The sequence below is a fragment of the Arsukibacterium indicum genome, from assembly GCF_019100565.1.
In the GTDB taxonomy this organism is placed as follows: Bacteria; Pseudomonadota; Gammaproteobacteria; order Enterobacterales; family Alteromonadaceae; genus Alishewanella; species Alishewanella indicum.
In genome coordinates this window covers 252,278-269,552 of sequence record NZ_JAHRID010000003.1, presented here as the reverse complement: position 1 = coordinate 269,552, position 17,275 = coordinate 252,278, and the positions used below count along the sequence as shown (strand labels likewise).

At 47.2% G+C, this 17,275-nt stretch carries 16 protein-coding genes; 11 read left to right on the top strand and 5 right to left on the bottom strand.

Annotated elements, in window-relative coordinates; translation table 11 throughout:
* Positions 1-397: 397 nt before the first annotated feature.
* The 6 genes from KQY15_RS08465 to KQY15_RS08440 all read left to right on the top strand — a co-directional run bounded on the left by KQY15_RS08465 (position 398) and on the right by KQY15_RS08440 (position 6,776).
* The gene (locus KQY15_RS08465; RefSeq protein WP_217668750.1) at positions 398-1,732 is read left to right on the top strand and encodes a sigma-54-dependent transcriptional regulator; all 1,335 of its coding nucleotides are present in this window, start codon (positions 398-400) and stop codon (positions 1,730-1,732) included.
* A 32-nt stretch (positions 1,733-1,764) separates the two neighbouring features.
* Complete coding sequence (locus KQY15_RS08460) at positions 1,765-1,974, top strand: histidine kinase dimerization/phospho-acceptor domain-containing protein (protein WP_217668749.1); 210 nt, start codon at positions 1,765-1,767, stop codon at positions 1,972-1,974.
* A gap of 19 nt (positions 1,975-1,993) precedes the next feature.
* Positions 1,994-3,463 carry a sensor histidine kinase gene (locus tag KQY15_RS08455; RefSeq protein WP_217668748.1) on the top strand — a complete coding sequence of 490 codons (1,470 nt, stop codon included), beginning with the start codon at positions 1,994-1,996 and terminating at the stop codon, positions 3,461-3,463.
* 14 nt (positions 3,464-3,477) lie between these two features.
* A complete protein-coding gene (locus tag KQY15_RS08450; RefSeq protein ID WP_217668747.1) occupies positions 3,478-3,939 on the top strand; it encodes a response regulator in 462 nt (153 codons plus the stop codon).
* A complete protein-coding gene (locus KQY15_RS08445) occupies positions 3,932-5,908 on the top strand; it encodes a response regulator (RefSeq protein ID WP_217668746.1) in 1,977 nt (658 codons plus the stop codon). Before KQY15_RS08450 ends, KQY15_RS08445 begins: the two co-directional genes overlap by 8 nt.
* 286 nt (positions 5,909-6,194) lie before the next feature.
* On the top strand, positions 6,195-6,776 hold the full coding sequence (locus KQY15_RS08440) for an outer membrane beta-barrel protein (protein ID WP_217668745.1): 582 nt from the start codon (positions 6,195-6,197) through the stop codon (positions 6,774-6,776).
* Between the two features lie 30 nt (positions 6,777-6,806).
* Here the strand turns inward: KQY15_RS08440 and KQY15_RS08435 are convergent, their stop codons facing one another.
* Together KQY15_RS08435 and KQY15_RS08430 are read right to left on the bottom strand one after the other, a co-directional pair.
* Positions 6,807-7,601 (bottom strand): acyl-CoA thioesterase, encoded by a 795-nt coding sequence (locus tag KQY15_RS08435; RefSeq protein ID WP_217668744.1) that lies wholly within the window; start codon positions 7,599-7,601, stop codon positions 6,807-6,809.
* 1 nt (position 7,602) lies between these two features.
* The gene (locus KQY15_RS08430) at positions 7,603-8,331 is read right to left on the bottom strand and encodes a PepSY domain-containing protein (protein WP_217668743.1); all 729 of its coding nucleotides are present in this window, start codon (positions 8,329-8,331) and stop codon (positions 7,603-7,605) included.
* A gap of 190 nt (positions 8,332-8,521) precedes the next feature.
* Between KQY15_RS08430 and KQY15_RS08425 the strand changes: the two genes are divergently transcribed.
* The 3 genes from KQY15_RS08425 to KQY15_RS08415 all read left to right on the top strand — a co-directional run bounded on the left by KQY15_RS08425 (position 8,522) and on the right by KQY15_RS08415 (position 11,370).
* Positions 8,522-9,109 carry a YqaA family protein gene (locus KQY15_RS08425; RefSeq protein WP_217668742.1) on the top strand — a complete coding sequence of 196 codons (588 nt, stop codon included), beginning with the start codon at positions 8,522-8,524 and terminating at the stop codon, positions 9,107-9,109.
* Positions 9,110-9,262: 153 nt separating this feature from the next.
* Positions 9,263-10,015, top strand: coding sequence for a DUF4097 family beta strand repeat-containing protein (locus KQY15_RS08420; RefSeq protein ID WP_217668741.1), 753 nt, complete (start codon positions 9,263-9,265; stop codon positions 10,013-10,015).
* 185 nt (positions 10,016-10,200) lie between these two features.
* The gene (locus tag KQY15_RS08415; RefSeq protein ID WP_217668740.1) at positions 10,201-11,370 is read left to right on the top strand and encodes a nuclease-related domain-containing protein; all 1,170 of its coding nucleotides are present in this window, start codon (positions 10,201-10,203) and stop codon (positions 11,368-11,370) included.
* Here KQY15_RS08415 and KQY15_RS08410 read toward each other — a convergent pair.
* A complete protein-coding gene (locus KQY15_RS08410) occupies positions 11,367-11,873 on the bottom strand; it encodes a YgjP-like metallopeptidase domain-containing protein (protein WP_217668739.1) in 507 nt (168 codons plus the stop codon). The genes KQY15_RS08415 and KQY15_RS08410 overlap by 4 nt on opposite strands.
* Positions 11,874-11,879: 6 nt before the next feature.
* Positions 11,880-12,776, bottom strand: a complete 897-nt coding sequence (locus KQY15_RS08405) for a hypothetical protein (protein WP_217668738.1) — start codon at positions 12,774-12,776, stop codon at positions 11,880-11,882.
* Positions 12,777-13,110: 334 nt separating this feature from the next.
* Here KQY15_RS08405 and KQY15_RS08400 point away from each other — a divergent pair, with 334 nt between their 5' ends.
* Together KQY15_RS08400 and glsB are read left to right on the top strand one after the other, a co-directional pair.
* A complete protein-coding gene (locus tag KQY15_RS08400) occupies positions 13,111-14,958 on the top strand; it encodes a cation:proton antiporter (protein ID WP_217668737.1) in 1,848 nt (615 codons plus the stop codon).
* A gap of 27 nt (positions 14,959-14,985) precedes the next feature.
* Entirely contained in the window at positions 14,986-15,912 is a 927-nt protein-coding gene (glsB, locus tag KQY15_RS08395; protein ID WP_217668736.1) for a glutaminase B, read from the top strand.
* 53 nt (positions 15,913-15,965) lie between these two features.
* On the opposite strand, the gene KQY15_RS08390 is transcribed toward glsB, so the two are convergent.
* A complete protein-coding gene (locus tag KQY15_RS08390) occupies positions 15,966-17,138 on the bottom strand; it encodes a GGDEF domain-containing protein (RefSeq protein WP_217668735.1) in 1,173 nt (390 codons plus the stop codon).
* Positions 17,139-17,275 lie beyond the last annotated feature (137 nt).

Below are 17,275 nucleotides of genomic sequence, written 5' to 3'. Positions count from 1 at the left end.
GACTAAAGCTACAGGGGCAGATAAATATGGCTGAAAAGCACTACTTAAATGCACTTTTATTAACATGACTTTATGCCAATGAAAAATGAGTTGGCTTAGCTTACGGTTATTCTGGCAACTGCCATATGGCAAGAAAATGCGGTGTTGGCGCCTGAGAAATAAAGAAAAAATTAAACACTTAACACGTGGTTATTCAGCAAAATAATTAACATGATCTACTGTAAATTTAAGTAATATTATAAGCCGCTAAAGCAAATAAAAAATGAATAAAATGCTATTTTTAAACCGCCGAAACGCTTACTATTGGCGTTTAGCTTTAGTTTGGTACCGTTATTGGTTACTTGATCTGGCAGAATAACAGACTATTTTTGATTGATTTATCGAAGAGACTCGAAACGTGTTATCGATATTACTTGTAGATGATGATCGCGAATTTACTGATGTTGCTTCCCATATCATAGATTTTTTGGGGCACACGGTTTCTGTCGCTGGCAATTTAGCTGAAGCCAACGAGTGGTTAGAGCACAATCACTTCGACCATATATTGCTCGATTTTATGCTTCCAGACGGCAGTGGCATCCACTTAATGGACCGAGTACAGCATTTATTTCCAGTGCCTAAGGTCACCTTTATCACTGGCCATCCATCGGTTAAGTCGGTTATTGCCGAACTCTGTGGACCAAAAGTCGATTACTTAATTAAGCCTATTCAACGGGAATGTTTAGAACGCCTGTTTAATCCGGTTAAACAAAAAGCTAAAAAGTCATCCGCTACTAAGACTAATTTGCACTTTAATTGTCTGATTGGGGAATCGGAACCAATGCAAGCTTTGTACACCATGATCGAGCGCGTAGCGGCGTCGAGTGCAAACGTCATGTTAATGGGCGAAAGTGGTGTGGGCAAAGAATTGGTAGCCTCTGCCATTCATTATGCAAGCCAGGCATCGGGTGATTTAGTTGCAACAAACTGTGGTGGTTTGTCAAAAGAGTTGATTAGCAGCGAGCTGTTTGGACATGAGAAAGGCGCATTTACCGGTGCAGTTGCTCAGAAAATAGGGGTGTTTGAACGGGCGAAAGGCGGCACTTTATTTTTAGATGAAGTAACCGAAATGCCGCTTGATATGCAACCGCATTTATTGCGGGTGTTAGAGACTAAAAAACTTGTGCGCGTGGGCGGCACCAAAGAAATTGCCGTTGATTGTCGCGTAGTGTCAGCCACTAACAGAACCCTGCAAAATATTGCTGAACAACATATTTTACGTGAAGACATTTATTTTCGTTTGGCGGTATTCCCAATTGAAATTCCGCCGCTTAGAGAGCGGGCTGCAGACATACCGTTGTTAGCAAAAGCGTTTTTAAACCAGCTAAATGAAGACAGCGGTACAAGTTATCAACTGACGTCTACCCAATTGCAAAGACTGGCGAGCTTTGATTGGCCGGGGAATGTCAGAGAGTTGCGCCACACTATTCACCGGGCTCATATTATGAGTGATCCTGCGAAAAAAGAAGTGGAATTGCCGGCATCGTTTGCGTCACCGTTTTCAATTGCGCAAAAAGAACATACCGGTTTAGCAGCAGGAAAAACGATTGACGAAGTCGAAAAAGAATTGATTTACCTTACCTTAAAGAAAGTCAGTGGTAATAAAGCAATGGCAGCTGACATGTTGGGCGTTAGTGTAAAGACATTGTATAACCGGTTGAGCGCTTATGGTGGTTTAGGTGAATTTAGCTGATTTTTGACGGGAGCTTTGACAGGAGCATTGTAATGGCAGATCTAACGGCGGCAGAATTAGCTAAGCAAGTGCATGATATTCGAAAACCATTAAACCGAATTTCTATGCAGGCCGAGCTAATTAAATTAGTGTTAGAGAATAACCTGCCGCCAGACAAAGCCATTGCCGCCATAGATAAAATATTACAATCATGCCAAGACTGTAGTCAGTTATTAGAAAATCTACTTAACCCCTCAGCCTGACTTTAATAAGGACAATTTAATGCCCGGCAACCGTTATATTAGCGCTCGCACCAGTTGGTTGCTGTTAGGTGCAGTGATCATGGGTTTGATTGGATTTAATGCCTATCTTGCCATTAGCACTATTAAAGAGTTAACCACTACTCAGGTAAAACTGATTAACGCCGGTGACATTGTCGTTAAATTAGACGATTTACATTTATCGGTACTCTCAGCCGAGTCTGGCCAACGGGGCTATTTATTAACCAGTGATGAGCTTTATCTGGAGCCTTACCTTTTAGCACTTGAGAGAGTGCAAACGCAGATCCGTGAGGTGAAGGCAATTGAATCGGATTTAGCGGAACAGCAGCTGAAGATTATGCAGCTTGCCCGACTTGCTGAGGCTAAACTTAACGAGCTTGCTGAAACCGTGGAGCTGGCGCGGCAAGATAAAGAAAGTATGGCCCTGAGATTATTACGAACTGACCACGGCAAGAATATTTATAGGCAGTTCAGGACCTTATTTGAAGAGGTACGCCAGGCAGAACAAGCTTATCATTTAAGTTTATTTATTCGGTTAACGCAGGGACGAAATGATGCTCAGCTTAATTTTATTTTGTCAGGGCTGCTTAGTAGTGTATTAGTGTTGCTGTTGCTGCTGCTGTCATCTGTTAATAGCAAAAGAGAGCGAAAATATCTGGATGCGCTTGAAGCTAAGAACGAAGAGTTGATTCAGAAAGTTGAAGAACGTACTCAGGAACTACGTTTATATTCAGAGGAACTTAGCCGGAGTAACCGTGAGTTAGAAGATTTTGCCTTTGTTGCCTCGCATGATTTACAAGAACCTTTACGGAAAATTCAGGCATTTGGTGACCGCTTAAAATCGTCTTTTAGCGCAGAACTTGGTGAGAAAGGTCAGGATTACTTACACCGCATGCGTAATGCTGCAGAAAGAATGTCCAGGTTAATTAATGACTTGTTAGATTTTTCGCGCATCAATACCCGCGGCCGGGAATTTACCGCTATTAACTTAACTGACATTGTTAATGATGCCCTGGACGACCTTGAAATCGCCATCCAGGAAAGTCAGGCCGTAATCAATGTTGGTGAGTTACCGGTAGTACAGGCAGATAGTAGCCAGCTAAACCAACTGTTTCTTAATTTGTTATCAAATTCACTGAAGTTTCGTAAGCCAGATACCCCGCCTGTTATCACTATTACCGCCACTGCTCACCAGCCTAATGTCATGCAACAGTCAGTTTGTGACAATTGGTATCAGATTACTGTTGTCGATAACGGTATTGGCTTTGCAGAGGAGTATGCGGAGAAAATATTTACACCATTCCAGCGGTTGCATGGCCGAACAGAATATAAAGGAACCGGCATTGGTTTAGCAGTATGCAGACGTATTGTAGAGAGACACCGGGGTTGCATTCACGCCTCAGCAGAACCTGGCGTAGGTGCTACTTTTACCTTAATTTTGCCAGCCGACGGCACACCGTTCGGTAATTAGAGGGAGATGGAATAATGCCACATAGTAAAACGCGACCAATTACTATTTTAATGGCCGACGATGATGAGGACGACCGGTTACTCACCCAGGACGCATTGCGGGAAAGCCGGGTGCTTAACACGCTCCATTTTGTGGAGGATGGAGTTGATTTAATGGAGTATCTGCGCAAAGAAGGTAAATATGCCACTGGTGCCCCCTGCCCACGACCCAGTTTAATACTGTTAGATTTGAATATGCCCAGGATGGACGGCCGGGAAGCCCTGCGAAACATTAAAAGTGATGAGAATTTACGTGGCATTCCTGTCGTTATCCTTACCACATCCAAGCAAGAGGAAGATATGGTGCGAGGATATAACTTAGGGGCTGCATCGTATATTACTAAACCGGTAAACTTTGATGGTTTAGTTGATTTGATGCGAGCGCTGGGTAAATACTGGGTAGAGTTTGTAGAGTTACCCGTGCCAGAAAATGATTAACTCGTTACTGATGGTTGTTCAGGCCAAAATTTTGCTGGTGGAAGACGATGAGGATGACTATATACTTACCCGTAGTCATCTTGATGAGCTGCCAGCTTTTGAATGCAAATTGACCTGGGTAACCAACTTAACTGAGGGCCTGCAGAAACTGGCTGAAGGCAACTTTGATATTTGTCTTTTAGATTATCAATTGGGTGCAGAAACTGGCTTAGCGCTATTAAAACAAGCAATTGATACTGGAATCTCAACCCCAATTATAATGCTGACTGGCCAACCAGATAAGCAACTCGATTTACAAGCGCTGGAATATGGTGCTGCAGATTTTCTGGTCAAAGGTGAACTGGGTGATGCTCGCTTTGCCCGGGCAATTCGCTATGCATTAAGCCGCCGGGAATTCGAGCTGGAGCGTTTAAACCGGCTTAGGCTGGAAGCTGACAATAGGTCAAAAGATCGGTTTTTAGCCCACCTTAGTCACGAATTGCGCACACCATTATCGTCAATACTTGGCTACACAGAGCTATTACTTGAATCTGATAGTGCCGTAGATGCCCGGCCAGAGCTCAATATTATTCTTAACAATGGCAAACATTTGCTTAGCTTGTTAAATGACATTCTCGATTTGTCGAAAATTACCGCAGATAAATTGGAACTGCGGCTTGAGCCCACCAATTTACGTCACTTGTTATTGGACATCTATACGTTACTTAAAGTGACTGCCACAGATAATGGTCTGGAACTAACTATTCGATCCATGGCTGCTTTGCCAGAGCTTATTACTGTTGATGGCACGCGTCTGAGGCAGATATTGATCAATTTAATTTACAATGCAATTAAATTTACCGATACCGGCAGTATTACCGTAGACATCTGGACGGAACAAGTTGAGGACAGAGAACAACTGGTATTTCAGATAACAGATACCGGGGTCGGTATTCCTGCTGCACAACTAGACGATATATTTGCACCCTTTACCCAAATTGAAGATTTTCTTACCCGGAAAAAAGGGGGGGCAGGCCTAGGGCTGGCTATCTCAGCAGAACTTATTCAGCGAATGGGCGGCCAAATTAAGGTGGATTCTGAGGTTGGTAAAGGTAGTATTTTTACTTTTTCCATCGATCCTGGCAATATAGCCAATATTCCGCGCCGGCAACTCAGCTTAGAGCAACCAGCCAGTTTTAGTAACAGTCGACAGAATAAGCTGGCCCTGGAAGGTACGGTGCTTATTGTTGATGATTTACCTGATTTGCAAAAGCTGACGGGATATTGGGTACAAAGTGCTGGTGCATCCGTTGAATATGCTAAAGACGGTGCAGAGGCGCTTGCCATGATTAAGCAAAAAATGACTGCCAATAGTTATTATGATCTTATTTTTATGGATTTACATATGCCCGGAATTGATGGTCGGGAAACGACTATCGCGATTCGAAAAATGGGTTATCAATACCCGATTGTTGCGCTTACAGCGGCGATGGCGAAGGGGGTCAGGCAGCAGTTAACCGCCATTGGCTTTAATGACGTTTTGGCTAAGCCGGTGACAAAACATCTGCTTTATCGCATGTTACGCCAACATTTAGCCGGTGGTACGAGTACCGCGGAAAATAACAATATAGCTGATACACCGTTACATTTTTTAGTTGTTGAGGATGACCTGGAAGCGGCGGAGTTAATGCAGATTTTGTTAGAAAGCCTGGGCGTTAAAACCACCTTAGCGCACAGTGCAGAACACTGTATGCGGGAATTAGCGTTGTCTCAGCACTTTGACAGGATTTTACTGGATTTGGGCTTGCCAGATTGCGATGGCGCTCAGCTGGTGCGACGAATTGAACAGAGCTATCCTGACAACATTATTATTGTGGTCAGCGGTAACGAATATGCTGTTCCTGTATCGGCCAGCAACATAGTGCAGCAGAGTTTATTAAAGCCCATCAGTAAACAAGCATTAAGCCGCTTGGTATCAATGTGCCGCTAGCGGCAGTCATTCAGTTTCTGTTCACTTATTTGTTTAAAAATCAATCGGTTGTAGCTGTCTTTACTTGCTAAAAATCAGCGTGAAATTGTAAGAGCTGCACTTTTCTATGTTGGTTTTACACTTTTTTAAATAGTTAAAAAAAGCCTGAGTGAAGGTGGGATTTTGTTAAGTGTTTGTTTTATAGGTTTTTTAACTTGGTTCGTTAATTTGGCACAAAGGTTGTAACTCGCTATGTGACTTAAGGCCGCAGGGTCTCATGCAATTAGCTGATTTAACGGAGTTTATAATGAAAAAATCTATCTTAGCTTTATTAACCGCATCTTCTCTTATCGCTACCTCTGCTTATGCTAATTCGCCAACAGATAATATTGATCACCAGGGGATCTACATTGGTGCTGGTTATGGCTTGCTGAATGTTAAAGGTGATGAAGAGGATTTTGATAAGGAGGATAATGCCAGCCGGGTTTTTGCCGGAGCGCAGCTAAACCAGATGTTTTCTATTGAAGGTGGCTACATCGACTTTGGCAACTACGGTAATAGCGTGTTTAATACCGATTTAGATGGTTACACCTTAGCATTAAAAGCGGGTTTGCCGGTATCAGAGCGGTTTACGGTATACGCACAGGGCGGCAACATATGGTGGAAAGCCGACATTAATGCCACTGATGCAAGTGATGATGTTGATGGCTCAGATATTTTTTATGGCGCCGGGGTGTCTTTTGCACTTACTCAAAGTTTATCCCTTCGTCTTGAATATACTCGTTTAGATGTTGAATTTGATCGGGATGAAATTGGTATTCTGGCAGAAATTGATAGCTTTGATACTAAGGTTGATTACGCCAATATTGGTATTCAGTACACTTTCTAGCTTAGCGGCGTTTTCTTCTAATCCCATGATTTACGCAAATACCGTTACCGTCTGGCGGCTGATTGCCGCCAGTTTGCCATTGGGTTGCCACAATTTGGCGGCGATATGATGATAACCATCGGCGCCATAGTCGATTTCGGCCAGGTAGCGCCACCAGTCGGTGTTATTAAACGGCAGATCATGAGCAATAAATTCGATGGTCCAGGTTAATGAACTGGCTGGCGCCGGCTGGTTTAGCAGGGTAAGACTAACCGGTGGCCAGGCATCAACTAACGCCAGTAGCTCTAAAATACCGGCCTGGCTGCTTTCATTGCCGGCCATCCGGATATCACCACCGAGTTCACGCAGCGGGCTGGCGCTGAACGGCAGTTGGCCATGGGCAATACGGTAGTCAAAATGGGTGGTAAATTCCGGTACCGGGCCCTGTTTAGGTAAGGTGTGGCAAGTGTCAGTTTGCCACCGCGGTGCAGTGCTGGCGTGTAACTGATGAGCCGACGGGCGCGCGGCGCCAAAGCTGGCCAGCAGCACCAGTGCTACCTGGTCGTCCTGGGTAATTTCGACCTGAGCTTGGATAACCGATTTACCCTGGCGCAATACGCGACGCTGTACCAAGGCCGGCCCCGCATTTAGCGGTGCCACAAAAGAAACAGACACTGACCGCAAAGGCATGGTAACAGGAATAACCGGCAGTAGATGCGCCATTGCCAATGCTGCCGCCATACCGCCAAATACTGCACGGCCCTGGCCCCACGCCTGCGGCACATCAATTATCATGTTATCTGGTTTATTTGCACCAAACTGCTGCATAACCTGAGAAAAATGCATATTAATTACCCGCTGTAATAGGATTGGTATGGCGTTTTCGCGGCCGGAAACGCCGCCACAGCAGCACGATGCCGCTAAAAGTAAATAGCAGGGCACTGGCAGAGAACGTGATAAGTAGGGGGTTATTGAAATTGCTACGGTCCTGATAATCCATAATATGCAGCATCCAGAAAAAGTCGAACCAGCGCCAGCTGTCGGTTCGTACCCTGATTACTTTGCCGGTGGCCGGATCAAGGTAAAATCGGCTGTTGTTGCTGTCGGCAAATTGTATTTGCCATAGTGGTGCCGGTAGTTGCTGTACTTCCTGTGGTAGCTGTTGCAGCAAACTGGCTGCTTGTAATGTGCCGTCCCCGTTATACTGCGCCAGAGCCAGTTGCCGAATATCCTGCTCTGTCAGGGCACTAACCGGATTACCTGTTGCCGCGCTGTAGCGATAAAGCTCGCTGCCATCATTAACCAGATACACCGGTGTGGCTGCCAGTTGATTGTTTTTCCAGCTTAGCCGCTCGCTCAGGCTAAAGCTGGCCCGGGCACTGTGCTGCTGTAAAATCTGCTGCGGGCTGACAACAGCCTGCTGCCAGTTGGCACTGATAACCAGGCGTAAATGTTCACCCCGCACCTGCTCTATTGGCAGGATGGCCATAATAAGGCCACTTAAAAACCAAAGCGCGATCTGAACCACCAGAATAAGCCCCAGCCAGTTGTGCAGGCTGCGGAAAAATTTAGTCATTTTTTTTATTCTTTATTATCTGATAAGTTATCAGAACAGAAAATCAGTACCGCTGTAAAGCGTCAATTGCTACATCAGTTGACTGCATTTTTGATTTGTAACGGCACTTATCAGAATTATATAGCCCTGTGCCCTTATCTGAGACTGTTGCGTCATGGTCAGGCAAACCGGGCAGAGGAATCATTAAGTTATGCTCAATAGCAAAGAATTGTCAGCCGAGACCTGGCTGGACCGGCTGGACAGATCGTCCTATGCTTTACCGCTACTGTTTATCCTGTCGATGGCTGAAACTCTGATAATTCCGATACCTATTGAAACGATTTTAATTCCGTGGATGTTAAGTCAGCGGCGTCGGCGCTGGACCATTGCCACTGTGGCGCTGGCCGGCAACCTTAGTGCTGCCGCGGCTGGATACTGGCTTGGCGTATTGGCGATGGAGCAGTGGGGCGATACCCTGGTTGGCCTGTTTGGTGGTGCCGAAGCCTTTGACAGCTTCAGCAGCGAAATTGAAAACAACGGCTTCAGTGCCATTCTGGCCGTTGGCATCAGCCCGACACCATTACAAATAGCCATGTTAGCCGCCGGTGCAACCGGTTATTCGTTCCTGCTGTTTTTACTGGCTGTCGGTATTTCGCGTTCAACCCGTTATTATGGCCTGGCCTTACTGGTGCATTTTGCCGGCGACAAAGCCCTGCAATTGTGGCAGCGTTATTCAAAGCAAATTGGCGCTATGTTATTTGTCCTGGCCATTGTCTGGTTATGGTTTCAGTTCAGATAATTAGCCAAATTCGCCAGAAAGTGGCTTTTTTGCAAAAACTTAGAAATACAATCACCCTTATGTTATTGAAATTAAATGTTTTTAATGTGGGCATCTAACTTGCTACAGTCGTGCCGGCTATTTTATTTAATAACAAACAAAAAAGGACACAATATGAAAACCGGTATGCTAAGTGTGGCAGCGGCAGTGCTGCTAAGTGGTTGCATAGTTTATGTTGGTAATGGCCATGCAGACGACAGGCTGCATGAAGAACGTAATCTTAGCCTTAGTGCTGAAAATCTTAACCAGCTGGTAGCAGATACCGGCGCCGGCAAACTGGACATAATCGGCGAAGAAGGGCGCGAGCTTATTGAGCTGCAGGCCAGCATTTATTATTACGACAGTGAAGATATCCGCTTATCGCTGGTGCGCCGTGGCAATGATGCGGTGCTGGAAGCCGGTTTCGCCAGCAGCAGCTACAATGGCAACAGCCCCTATATTGACGTTGTGGTAAAAGTTCCGGCCAGGCTGGCACTTACCTTGGATGATGGCTCGGGAGATGCCGATATCCGCGGCTTACAGGGCGATTTAAATATTGAAGATGGCTCAGGTGCGCTGCGGATTAGTGGTGGTAATAATGCCAGAGTGGTTGATGGTTCTGGTGAGCTTTATATCAGCCAGTTGCGTGGTAATTTAGTATTGGAGGATGGCTCGGGCGATGCCGATATCCGCCAGGTTAAAGGCAACGTCACGGTGGAAGATGGTTCGGGCGATCTGATGATCAGTGACATTGGCGGTGTGGTTACCATTGATGATGGCTCAGGTGATATTAATGTCAACGGTGCCGGCGGCCTGACAATTCTGGACAGTGGTTCGGGTGGTTTAAAAATAAACGCCATTAACGGTCCGGTAAAAATTAACGACTAAGTTGGAGCTGTTAGCATTGGCACAATTGGCTGTTATAGAGAAAGCCTTTGTGCCACTGCATCGGCGCTACCTCCGCACTTAATTTACTTATGCAGCAACCAGCTAAACCCTTCTTGCTGAAAACAGCTATTGCTGCATTATCATTCCCTTGCTAGCATCAGTTAACAATTATTACGAGATTGGTTATGCGCTGGGTGCGATACTTTTTACCGTTGCTATTACTGACAGCTGTTCAGGCCTCTGGCCAGCAACGGTATTCAGAGGGGGCCTGTATTTTGCTGGACCAGCAGGTTCAGCGTTTCAGTCACATGCCGCAAAGCAGCAGTTACCGCAATGCCAAAAGCGAATACGACAAAAACTGCAACAGGCCCCAGCGGCCTGTACCGCCTAAACCTGTTCCCCAGCAAGCTGAACCCGTGGTGGTTAAACCAGCTGAGCCTGAGCCGCAGCAACAAATTACCCCGGCAGAGACGACTGAACCAAGCCAGCTAAAACCTGCAGATACTGCCACCGACCTGGCACAGCCTGAGACAAGCCCGCCAGCCGTGCCAGTTGCCTCACCTGCCGTGGTAGCGGAAGAATTATTGCAGGCTGATGCCACTGATGATGTTGCAACAGAGCCCGAACAGCAGCCAGCAGCGGCTAATTCAAATAGCTTGCCGCAGCCCATGTTGCCGGTGCCGGTTATTATCCCGACAGATGACAGCACGTTGCCGGCTGACTGGTGGCGACCTGCTAATTTAATAAACCTTATGTTAGCTAACCTACCCCTGATTATTGCTAATATTTTCGCCTTTTTACTGGCAGTTTTTTTAGTGACGAACTGGCTTGGTCTTAACTTACCGGGCTTTAAAGGCATTTTTGCTGAGTATAAATTAAACCGGCTGCTGCGCTGGCGGCTGGCCCGTGGCTATCGCCATTTTCGCAAGCTGAAACTACTGACTGCCAAAGAAGAGCTGGTGGTAGTGGACCACCTGGTGCTCAGCCCCTTTGGCATTTTTGTGATTATGGTAAAGGGGTATCGTGGCAGTATTTTTGGTGAGGTAGCCGAAGCCAACTGGTTACGCCAGTATTTTGGGACTAAAAAGCAATTTATGAATCCGCTGCATCAGAACTTTAAGCATGTGGAGGCGATTAAACATCACTTAGAGCTTCAAGGCACGCCGTTAGCCCAGCACGTGCATTCAGTTATTGCCTTCAGCCGACTGGCCCAGTTTAAAACCGAAATGCCGGCCAATGTAACGTACCTGGATACGGCGCCGGCCTATCTGAAAAAGTTCGAAGAGCCGTGTTTTGACGATGAACAGCTGAATAGGTTCGCTGCGTTACTGCGCCAGGCCAGTACTGCAAATTAAGGTGTCAGGCCAGGCTGTTCCAGTAGGGTCAGAAATAAGCGTAAATCCAGCTCCAGCTGATGATATGCGGGCTCCATATACAAACACAGCTTATAAAAAGCTTTGTTGTGATCCTTTTCCCGCAGGTGGGCCAGTTCGTGTATTACCACCATTTGCAATAGCGGTAGTGGCAGTTGCTTCAGTAGTGCTGCCACCCGTATTTCATTTTTACTCTTTAATTTGCCACCCTGCACCCGGCTAATTTGGGTGTGGGTACCCAGTGCGTTATTAATCACATGAATTTTCGGGTCGAATACCACCTTGCTTACCGGATCACTGCTTTTCAGCCATTGCCGTTTTAATGCCATAGTAAGCTCGTACAAGGCTTTATCGGTTTGCACCGGATGGCTCTGTTCGGGGTAGCGTTGTTGTAATACCGTACCCAGCTTGTTGTCAGCCAGCAGCTGACGCACCTGCTGCTGCAGGCTGTCAGAGTAATGACGAAGGTAGAGCAGGTCTTGCATTGCCAACTAGTCAGGCAGCCGCTGAAACGTCGCTTTGGTATTGGAAGCCATAAAGTAGCTTTGCCATTGCTGTAGCGGCAACTTGTATTGCACTGTCTGGCCTTTGTAGCTTACGGTGGTTAAGCCGTCGGGTTGCCAGTCGAGGTGGATTAATACCGCTTCGCCAGGGCCAATATCGCTGGCCAGTGCTTTACGAAATGGTTTATAGCCAGGCATGATGTATTCAATCATCAGTAAAGCCTTGTCTGCCTCTTGTGGCTGCAACAATGAAACCCGTAAATAATCATTGTCTGGATCACCAATTTGCACGTTGGCGTAGGCCGTTACATCGTTATCTACTGCTGTTATCGGTGTCAGTGACATATTAAAGCTGACACTGGCCGGGGCCATTTCCAGTGGCAGCGGGTACAGGCCAAATTGTCCCGGTGGGACATTCAGTGCCAACACACCAGGCTTTACCTTAGCTGCTTTTTCTGCCAACTGGCTGGGTGCCGGTGACATACTGTGGTCGGGCGTTTCGCTTATCCGGTAGTATGTGGCAATGCTGCCGTTTTCTGTCCTGAGGTTAAGCTGAGTTTCGCTCTGGCTAAGCACTTTATTGCAGATATTCTGATCATCAGGGGTATAAGGTTGTTCGGTAACGATATCGAATGATTTATAGATCAGATTAAGGCATAGCTGATCGCCATGCTGGCGCCAGTAACCGGTAGCAATATACAGCAAATCATCATTGACGCCATAACCATACACTTCACCGTTAGCAAAATATGACACATAGCTGCTACAGGTTTTACCGGCATCTGCAGATTGGCACCATTTACCCGGCTGGGCAGCGGTAAAAGAGGGAAACAACACGACTATTGACGACACCATCAGTGCAAAACAGAAGGTATACTTCATCATTACCTCTACTACGTTTCGTTTACTATGTTACTTCGGTTACGTCTTCACAATAATTAGCAATTGTACAAAAAGCAATCGATTATTTATTGCTCGCGGCGGGTAGTTTAAGCCGTGGTGCAGAGTTCATGCTGCAGGCCGGAGACTAAGTTGCCTGCCAGAATCTCATTTGTTCTTGTTTATGCACATGTTACTGTGTTTGTTTCATCGTGCAGCGGGCACAGTAACGTCGTCACCTGGCCTGACAAATTGTCAGCAGAAGCAGGTAATTTTTTTTTCACCAGCCTGATTAACTTGTGCTGGCAGGCGTTGTTTTTTTGAAGAAGATGGAGATCCTATGCACACTGCCACTTTGATGCTGATTATGCTAAGTGCCGGCCTGGCCAGTCAATGGCTTGCCTGGCGTATCCGGATCCCCGCAATTGTTATCTTAATTGCCACCGGTCTTATTCTGGGGCCGGTAACCGGTGTGATTAACTTGGCGATGTCGCAAACTGAGCTGACTGAGCTGATAGGTATGGGCGTAGCAATTATTCTGTTTGAAGGCGGCATGGACCTGAAACTCGGTGAATTTCGCCGGGTGGGCCATGGTATTGGCCGGTTAACCGTGGTGGCGCCGCCGCTTGCCTGGGTATTTGGTGCCGCCGCCGCACACTATGTTGCCGGTCTGAGCTGGCCGGTGTCTTGGGTGTTGGGCGCCATTCTGGTGGTAACCGGGCCGACGGTTATCCTGCCCCTGCTGCACCAGGCCCGGCTTAACCGGGAGTCATCTTCCCTGCTTAAATGGGAAGGTATTGTTAACGACCCGGTTGGCGTATTGCTGGCTGTGCTGACGTTTCAGTACTTTACTCTGGCGGGCAGCGACTGGTCGCAGGTCGCCATGGGGTTGGGTACAGCAATTGCCGTAGCAGCGGTGCTGGGCGGGGCCGGTGGCTGGCTAACAGGCTGGCTGTACCGGCGTGGCGCTGTGCCTGCGAATTTAAAGGCGCCGCTACTGATGGTATGGGTATTGGCGGCTTACTGGCTCAGTAACCAGTTCCAGCACGAGGCGGGTTTGCTAACGGTTACTGTTATGGGGTTGGTAATAGGCAATATGAAACTGGTTGAGCGCGACCCGTTGCGCCGGTTCAAAGAAAACCTGACAGTAGTACTGCTCTCGGTATTGTTTATTGTTATTCCATCCCAGCTGAATATTGAGCAGCTTGATCTGCTGAACTGGCGGGTTGCGGCTTTTGTGCTGGCGGTATTATTGCTGGTGCGGCCTTTAAGTATCTTGCTGGCAACTCTTGGCGCACCAATGCGTGGCAAAGATAAAGTGCTGTTAGCCTGGATCGCGCCCCGCGGCATAGTGGCAGCAGCCACCGCCGGGATTTTTGGGCCGGCACTGGTCGATGCCGGTTATCCGGATGCTGCAGCGCTGCTGCCCATTGTATTTTTAATTATTATTGTCACAGTATTGGCCCATGGCCTAACGCTGGCGCCGTTAGCCCAGAAAATGTCGCTGGCCGCAAAGGAAGAAAACGGCCTGCTGATTGTCGGCGCATCGCCGTGGACCCTGGCCCTGGCGCAGACATTAAAAAAACTAAAAGTAGATGTGGTGGTAGCAGATGGCTCTTATCAACGTTTAAAACCAATCCGGATGAACGGCATTAAGGTGTATTACGGCGAAATTTTGTCTGAACATGCTGAGCATGAACTGGAAGACGAGCATCTGAGCTTTTTATTATGTGCTACCGACAATTATTATTACAACGCTTTGGTTTGCAAAGCACAGGGCCATGAGTTTGGCCATCACCGAACCTTTCAGCTGGCGCCGCACCAGGAGTCGGATATGAAACACAAACGGCTTACCGTGCAGCAACGCGGCTATTTTTCGTTTGAGAAAACCACCGATTTTTATACCCTGCAGCAACGTCTGACCGATGGCTGGACTGTGCAGACCACCCGGCTTAGCAAGGATTTTGATTTGGACAGGTTGCAAAGCAGGCTGGGTGAACTGGGTAAAGACTGGGTATTGCTGGGCTGTGTGTCGGCCCAGGGCGAGCTGAAAATATATTCTTGCGAGCAACGTTTTAAACCGACATTAGGCTGGACCTTGTTGTATTTCGCGGCTGAAAGTAAAGCAGTGTCTGCTGGCGATAAAGCAGACGATCCAGCAGCGGAACCAGCGATGTTAAAATCATGACAAAATACAACGGACAAGGCGCAGCAAATGAAACACAGTGCTGATTTAACCTCGCTGCTGCAGCAGTTACTTGAGCAATGCCGGCCACTGTATAGTCAGGGGAAAGTGGCCAATTATATTCCGGCGCTGGCCCAGGTAGCGCCGCAACACGCTGCGGTAGCGATAGCCACCCTGGATGGTCAGGTGCATAGCGCCGGCGATGCCCGGCTGAATTTTTCCCTGCAGAGTATTTCTAAAATATTCGGGCTGGTAATGGCAATGAACCGGCTGGACGATGAGCTGTGGCAACGGGTAAATATGGAGCCCTCTGGCCAGCCGTTTAATTCAATAGTGCAGCTGGAGTGGGAGAAGGGTATTCCGCGTAATCCGGTGATTAATGCCGGCGCTATTCTGGTAGCAGATGTGCTGGTAAGCCACTATTCTGCCAGCAAAACGGCCTTTTTAACCTTTTTACGCCGGCTTACCGGCGAGCAAAACATTTATGCCGATCAGCAGGTTTACCTGTCAGAGCTGGAGCACGGTAACCGTAACGCAGCACTGGCCTATCTGATGAAAAGCTTTGGTAATATAGAGGCGGAAGTGCCGCTGGTACTGGAGCATTATTTTCACCAGTGTGCTACGGCAATAAACTGTGAACAACTGGCGCAAAGCCTGCTGTTTCTGGCGAATCGTGGGGTGCAGCCGGGCAGCAATGAGCAAATTTGCAGCCGGCGCGATGCCCATCGGGTTAATGCCATTTTATCGACCAGCGGTATGTATGATCAGTCTGGTGAATTTGCCTTTAAGGTAGGCTTGCCCGCGAAAAGTGGGGTGGGCGGCGCAATAGTGGCGATCGTACCGCAGTTTGGGGTGATAACCGCCTGGAGCCCGCCACTGAACCGGTTTGGTAATTCGGTAGTTGCTATGCAACTTATCAGCAACCTGGCAGATGAGCTGGGGCTGTCATTGTTCTAACCAGGCCTGATGCGGTTAAGATGGCACTAACTGTCTAAGTATCCTTAACTGTCTCAGTGTCCTGGTGTTGCCAACGTTGCAAAAGAGCATATTTGATTACGGCCGGTGTTTTTAGCCTGATACAGCGCCTGATCCGCCTGCAGTAACAGTTCCTGTAAGTTGGTGTTATGACGGGTGCTGGCCAACCCGGCACTAATGGTAAGCTTGAGTTCGGGATAGTGCACTGGCACTGAGCTCTCTATCGCGCGTCTGATACGGTTGGCTACATGTTTGGCGGCAGTGGCATCAGTATCGGGTAAGCACACCACAAATTCTTCACCACCATACCGGAAGAACAAGTCATAGCTTCGCAACTGGGCCGAAGTGATTGCGGCAACATGGCAAAGTGCAGCATCGCCTGCAAGATGACCATGTGCATCATTAACCTGTTTAAAATGGTCAAGATCAAATATAACCAGGCTGCATGGTCTGGCTTGCCTGTGACACCGATCCAGTTCTGCGCTGATTTTCTGCTCCATGACGCGCCGGTTTAGTAAACCCGTTAACGCATCTCGCTCTGAATATTGCTGCAAAGTCAGCTGTTGCTGCCGGTATACCAGTAATATACTGCTGCCAAATATTAACAACGCGAATGAGGTCAGGCCAAAAAAGCCAATATTGTGAATAAAGTCTGGGTTGCTGAATAAGCCTAGTTGCCATTTGTCTGACAGCAGCAACAGGAATCGCAGGCTCATTTGCGTAATGTTTAACACAAAGGCAAGTTTTAGCACCAGATAAATACCATTTAATGCCGTATGGCGTTGCCTGAACAGAAGGTGCAGGCCAAAAAAATTGATAATGATTATCAATGGAAAATTTAGAAATAGGCGGTTGGCAGTTGCCTGCTGGGCAAAGTCACTAAAATGCATCGCGAAAACTATGATTATGACACTGACAAACCACCGCAGTTTTACACTAAGCCGGAAATACTGATATAAGCCTGCCAGCAAGGTCAGGTGTAAACTTACTATAAGGGTGTTGCCTAACGCCGGTGTTAACCAGTATGGCAGTGATAACCCAAAATGAAACAAAGTGCTTAATGTTGAGCTGACCAGCATACAACTGGCGGCAATGGCCCAATACAGTAAATGTTGCTGTGACTTATCTGCCAGATAAAGCAGCCAGAATAAGGCGCCTGCACCGCCGGCAATAAACAGATTAACGATGGTAAGAGTAAGTATATCCATTTACTTATGTTCCGCTTGTAGGTTCAGCCGAACATTAGCATGATGGAATCTAAAAGCGAAGTGTAAAAATAACAAACATGGCAATGCTTGATCTGGGTTAACTATTGGCAGGTGACCATGATAATTTGCAAAGTGTT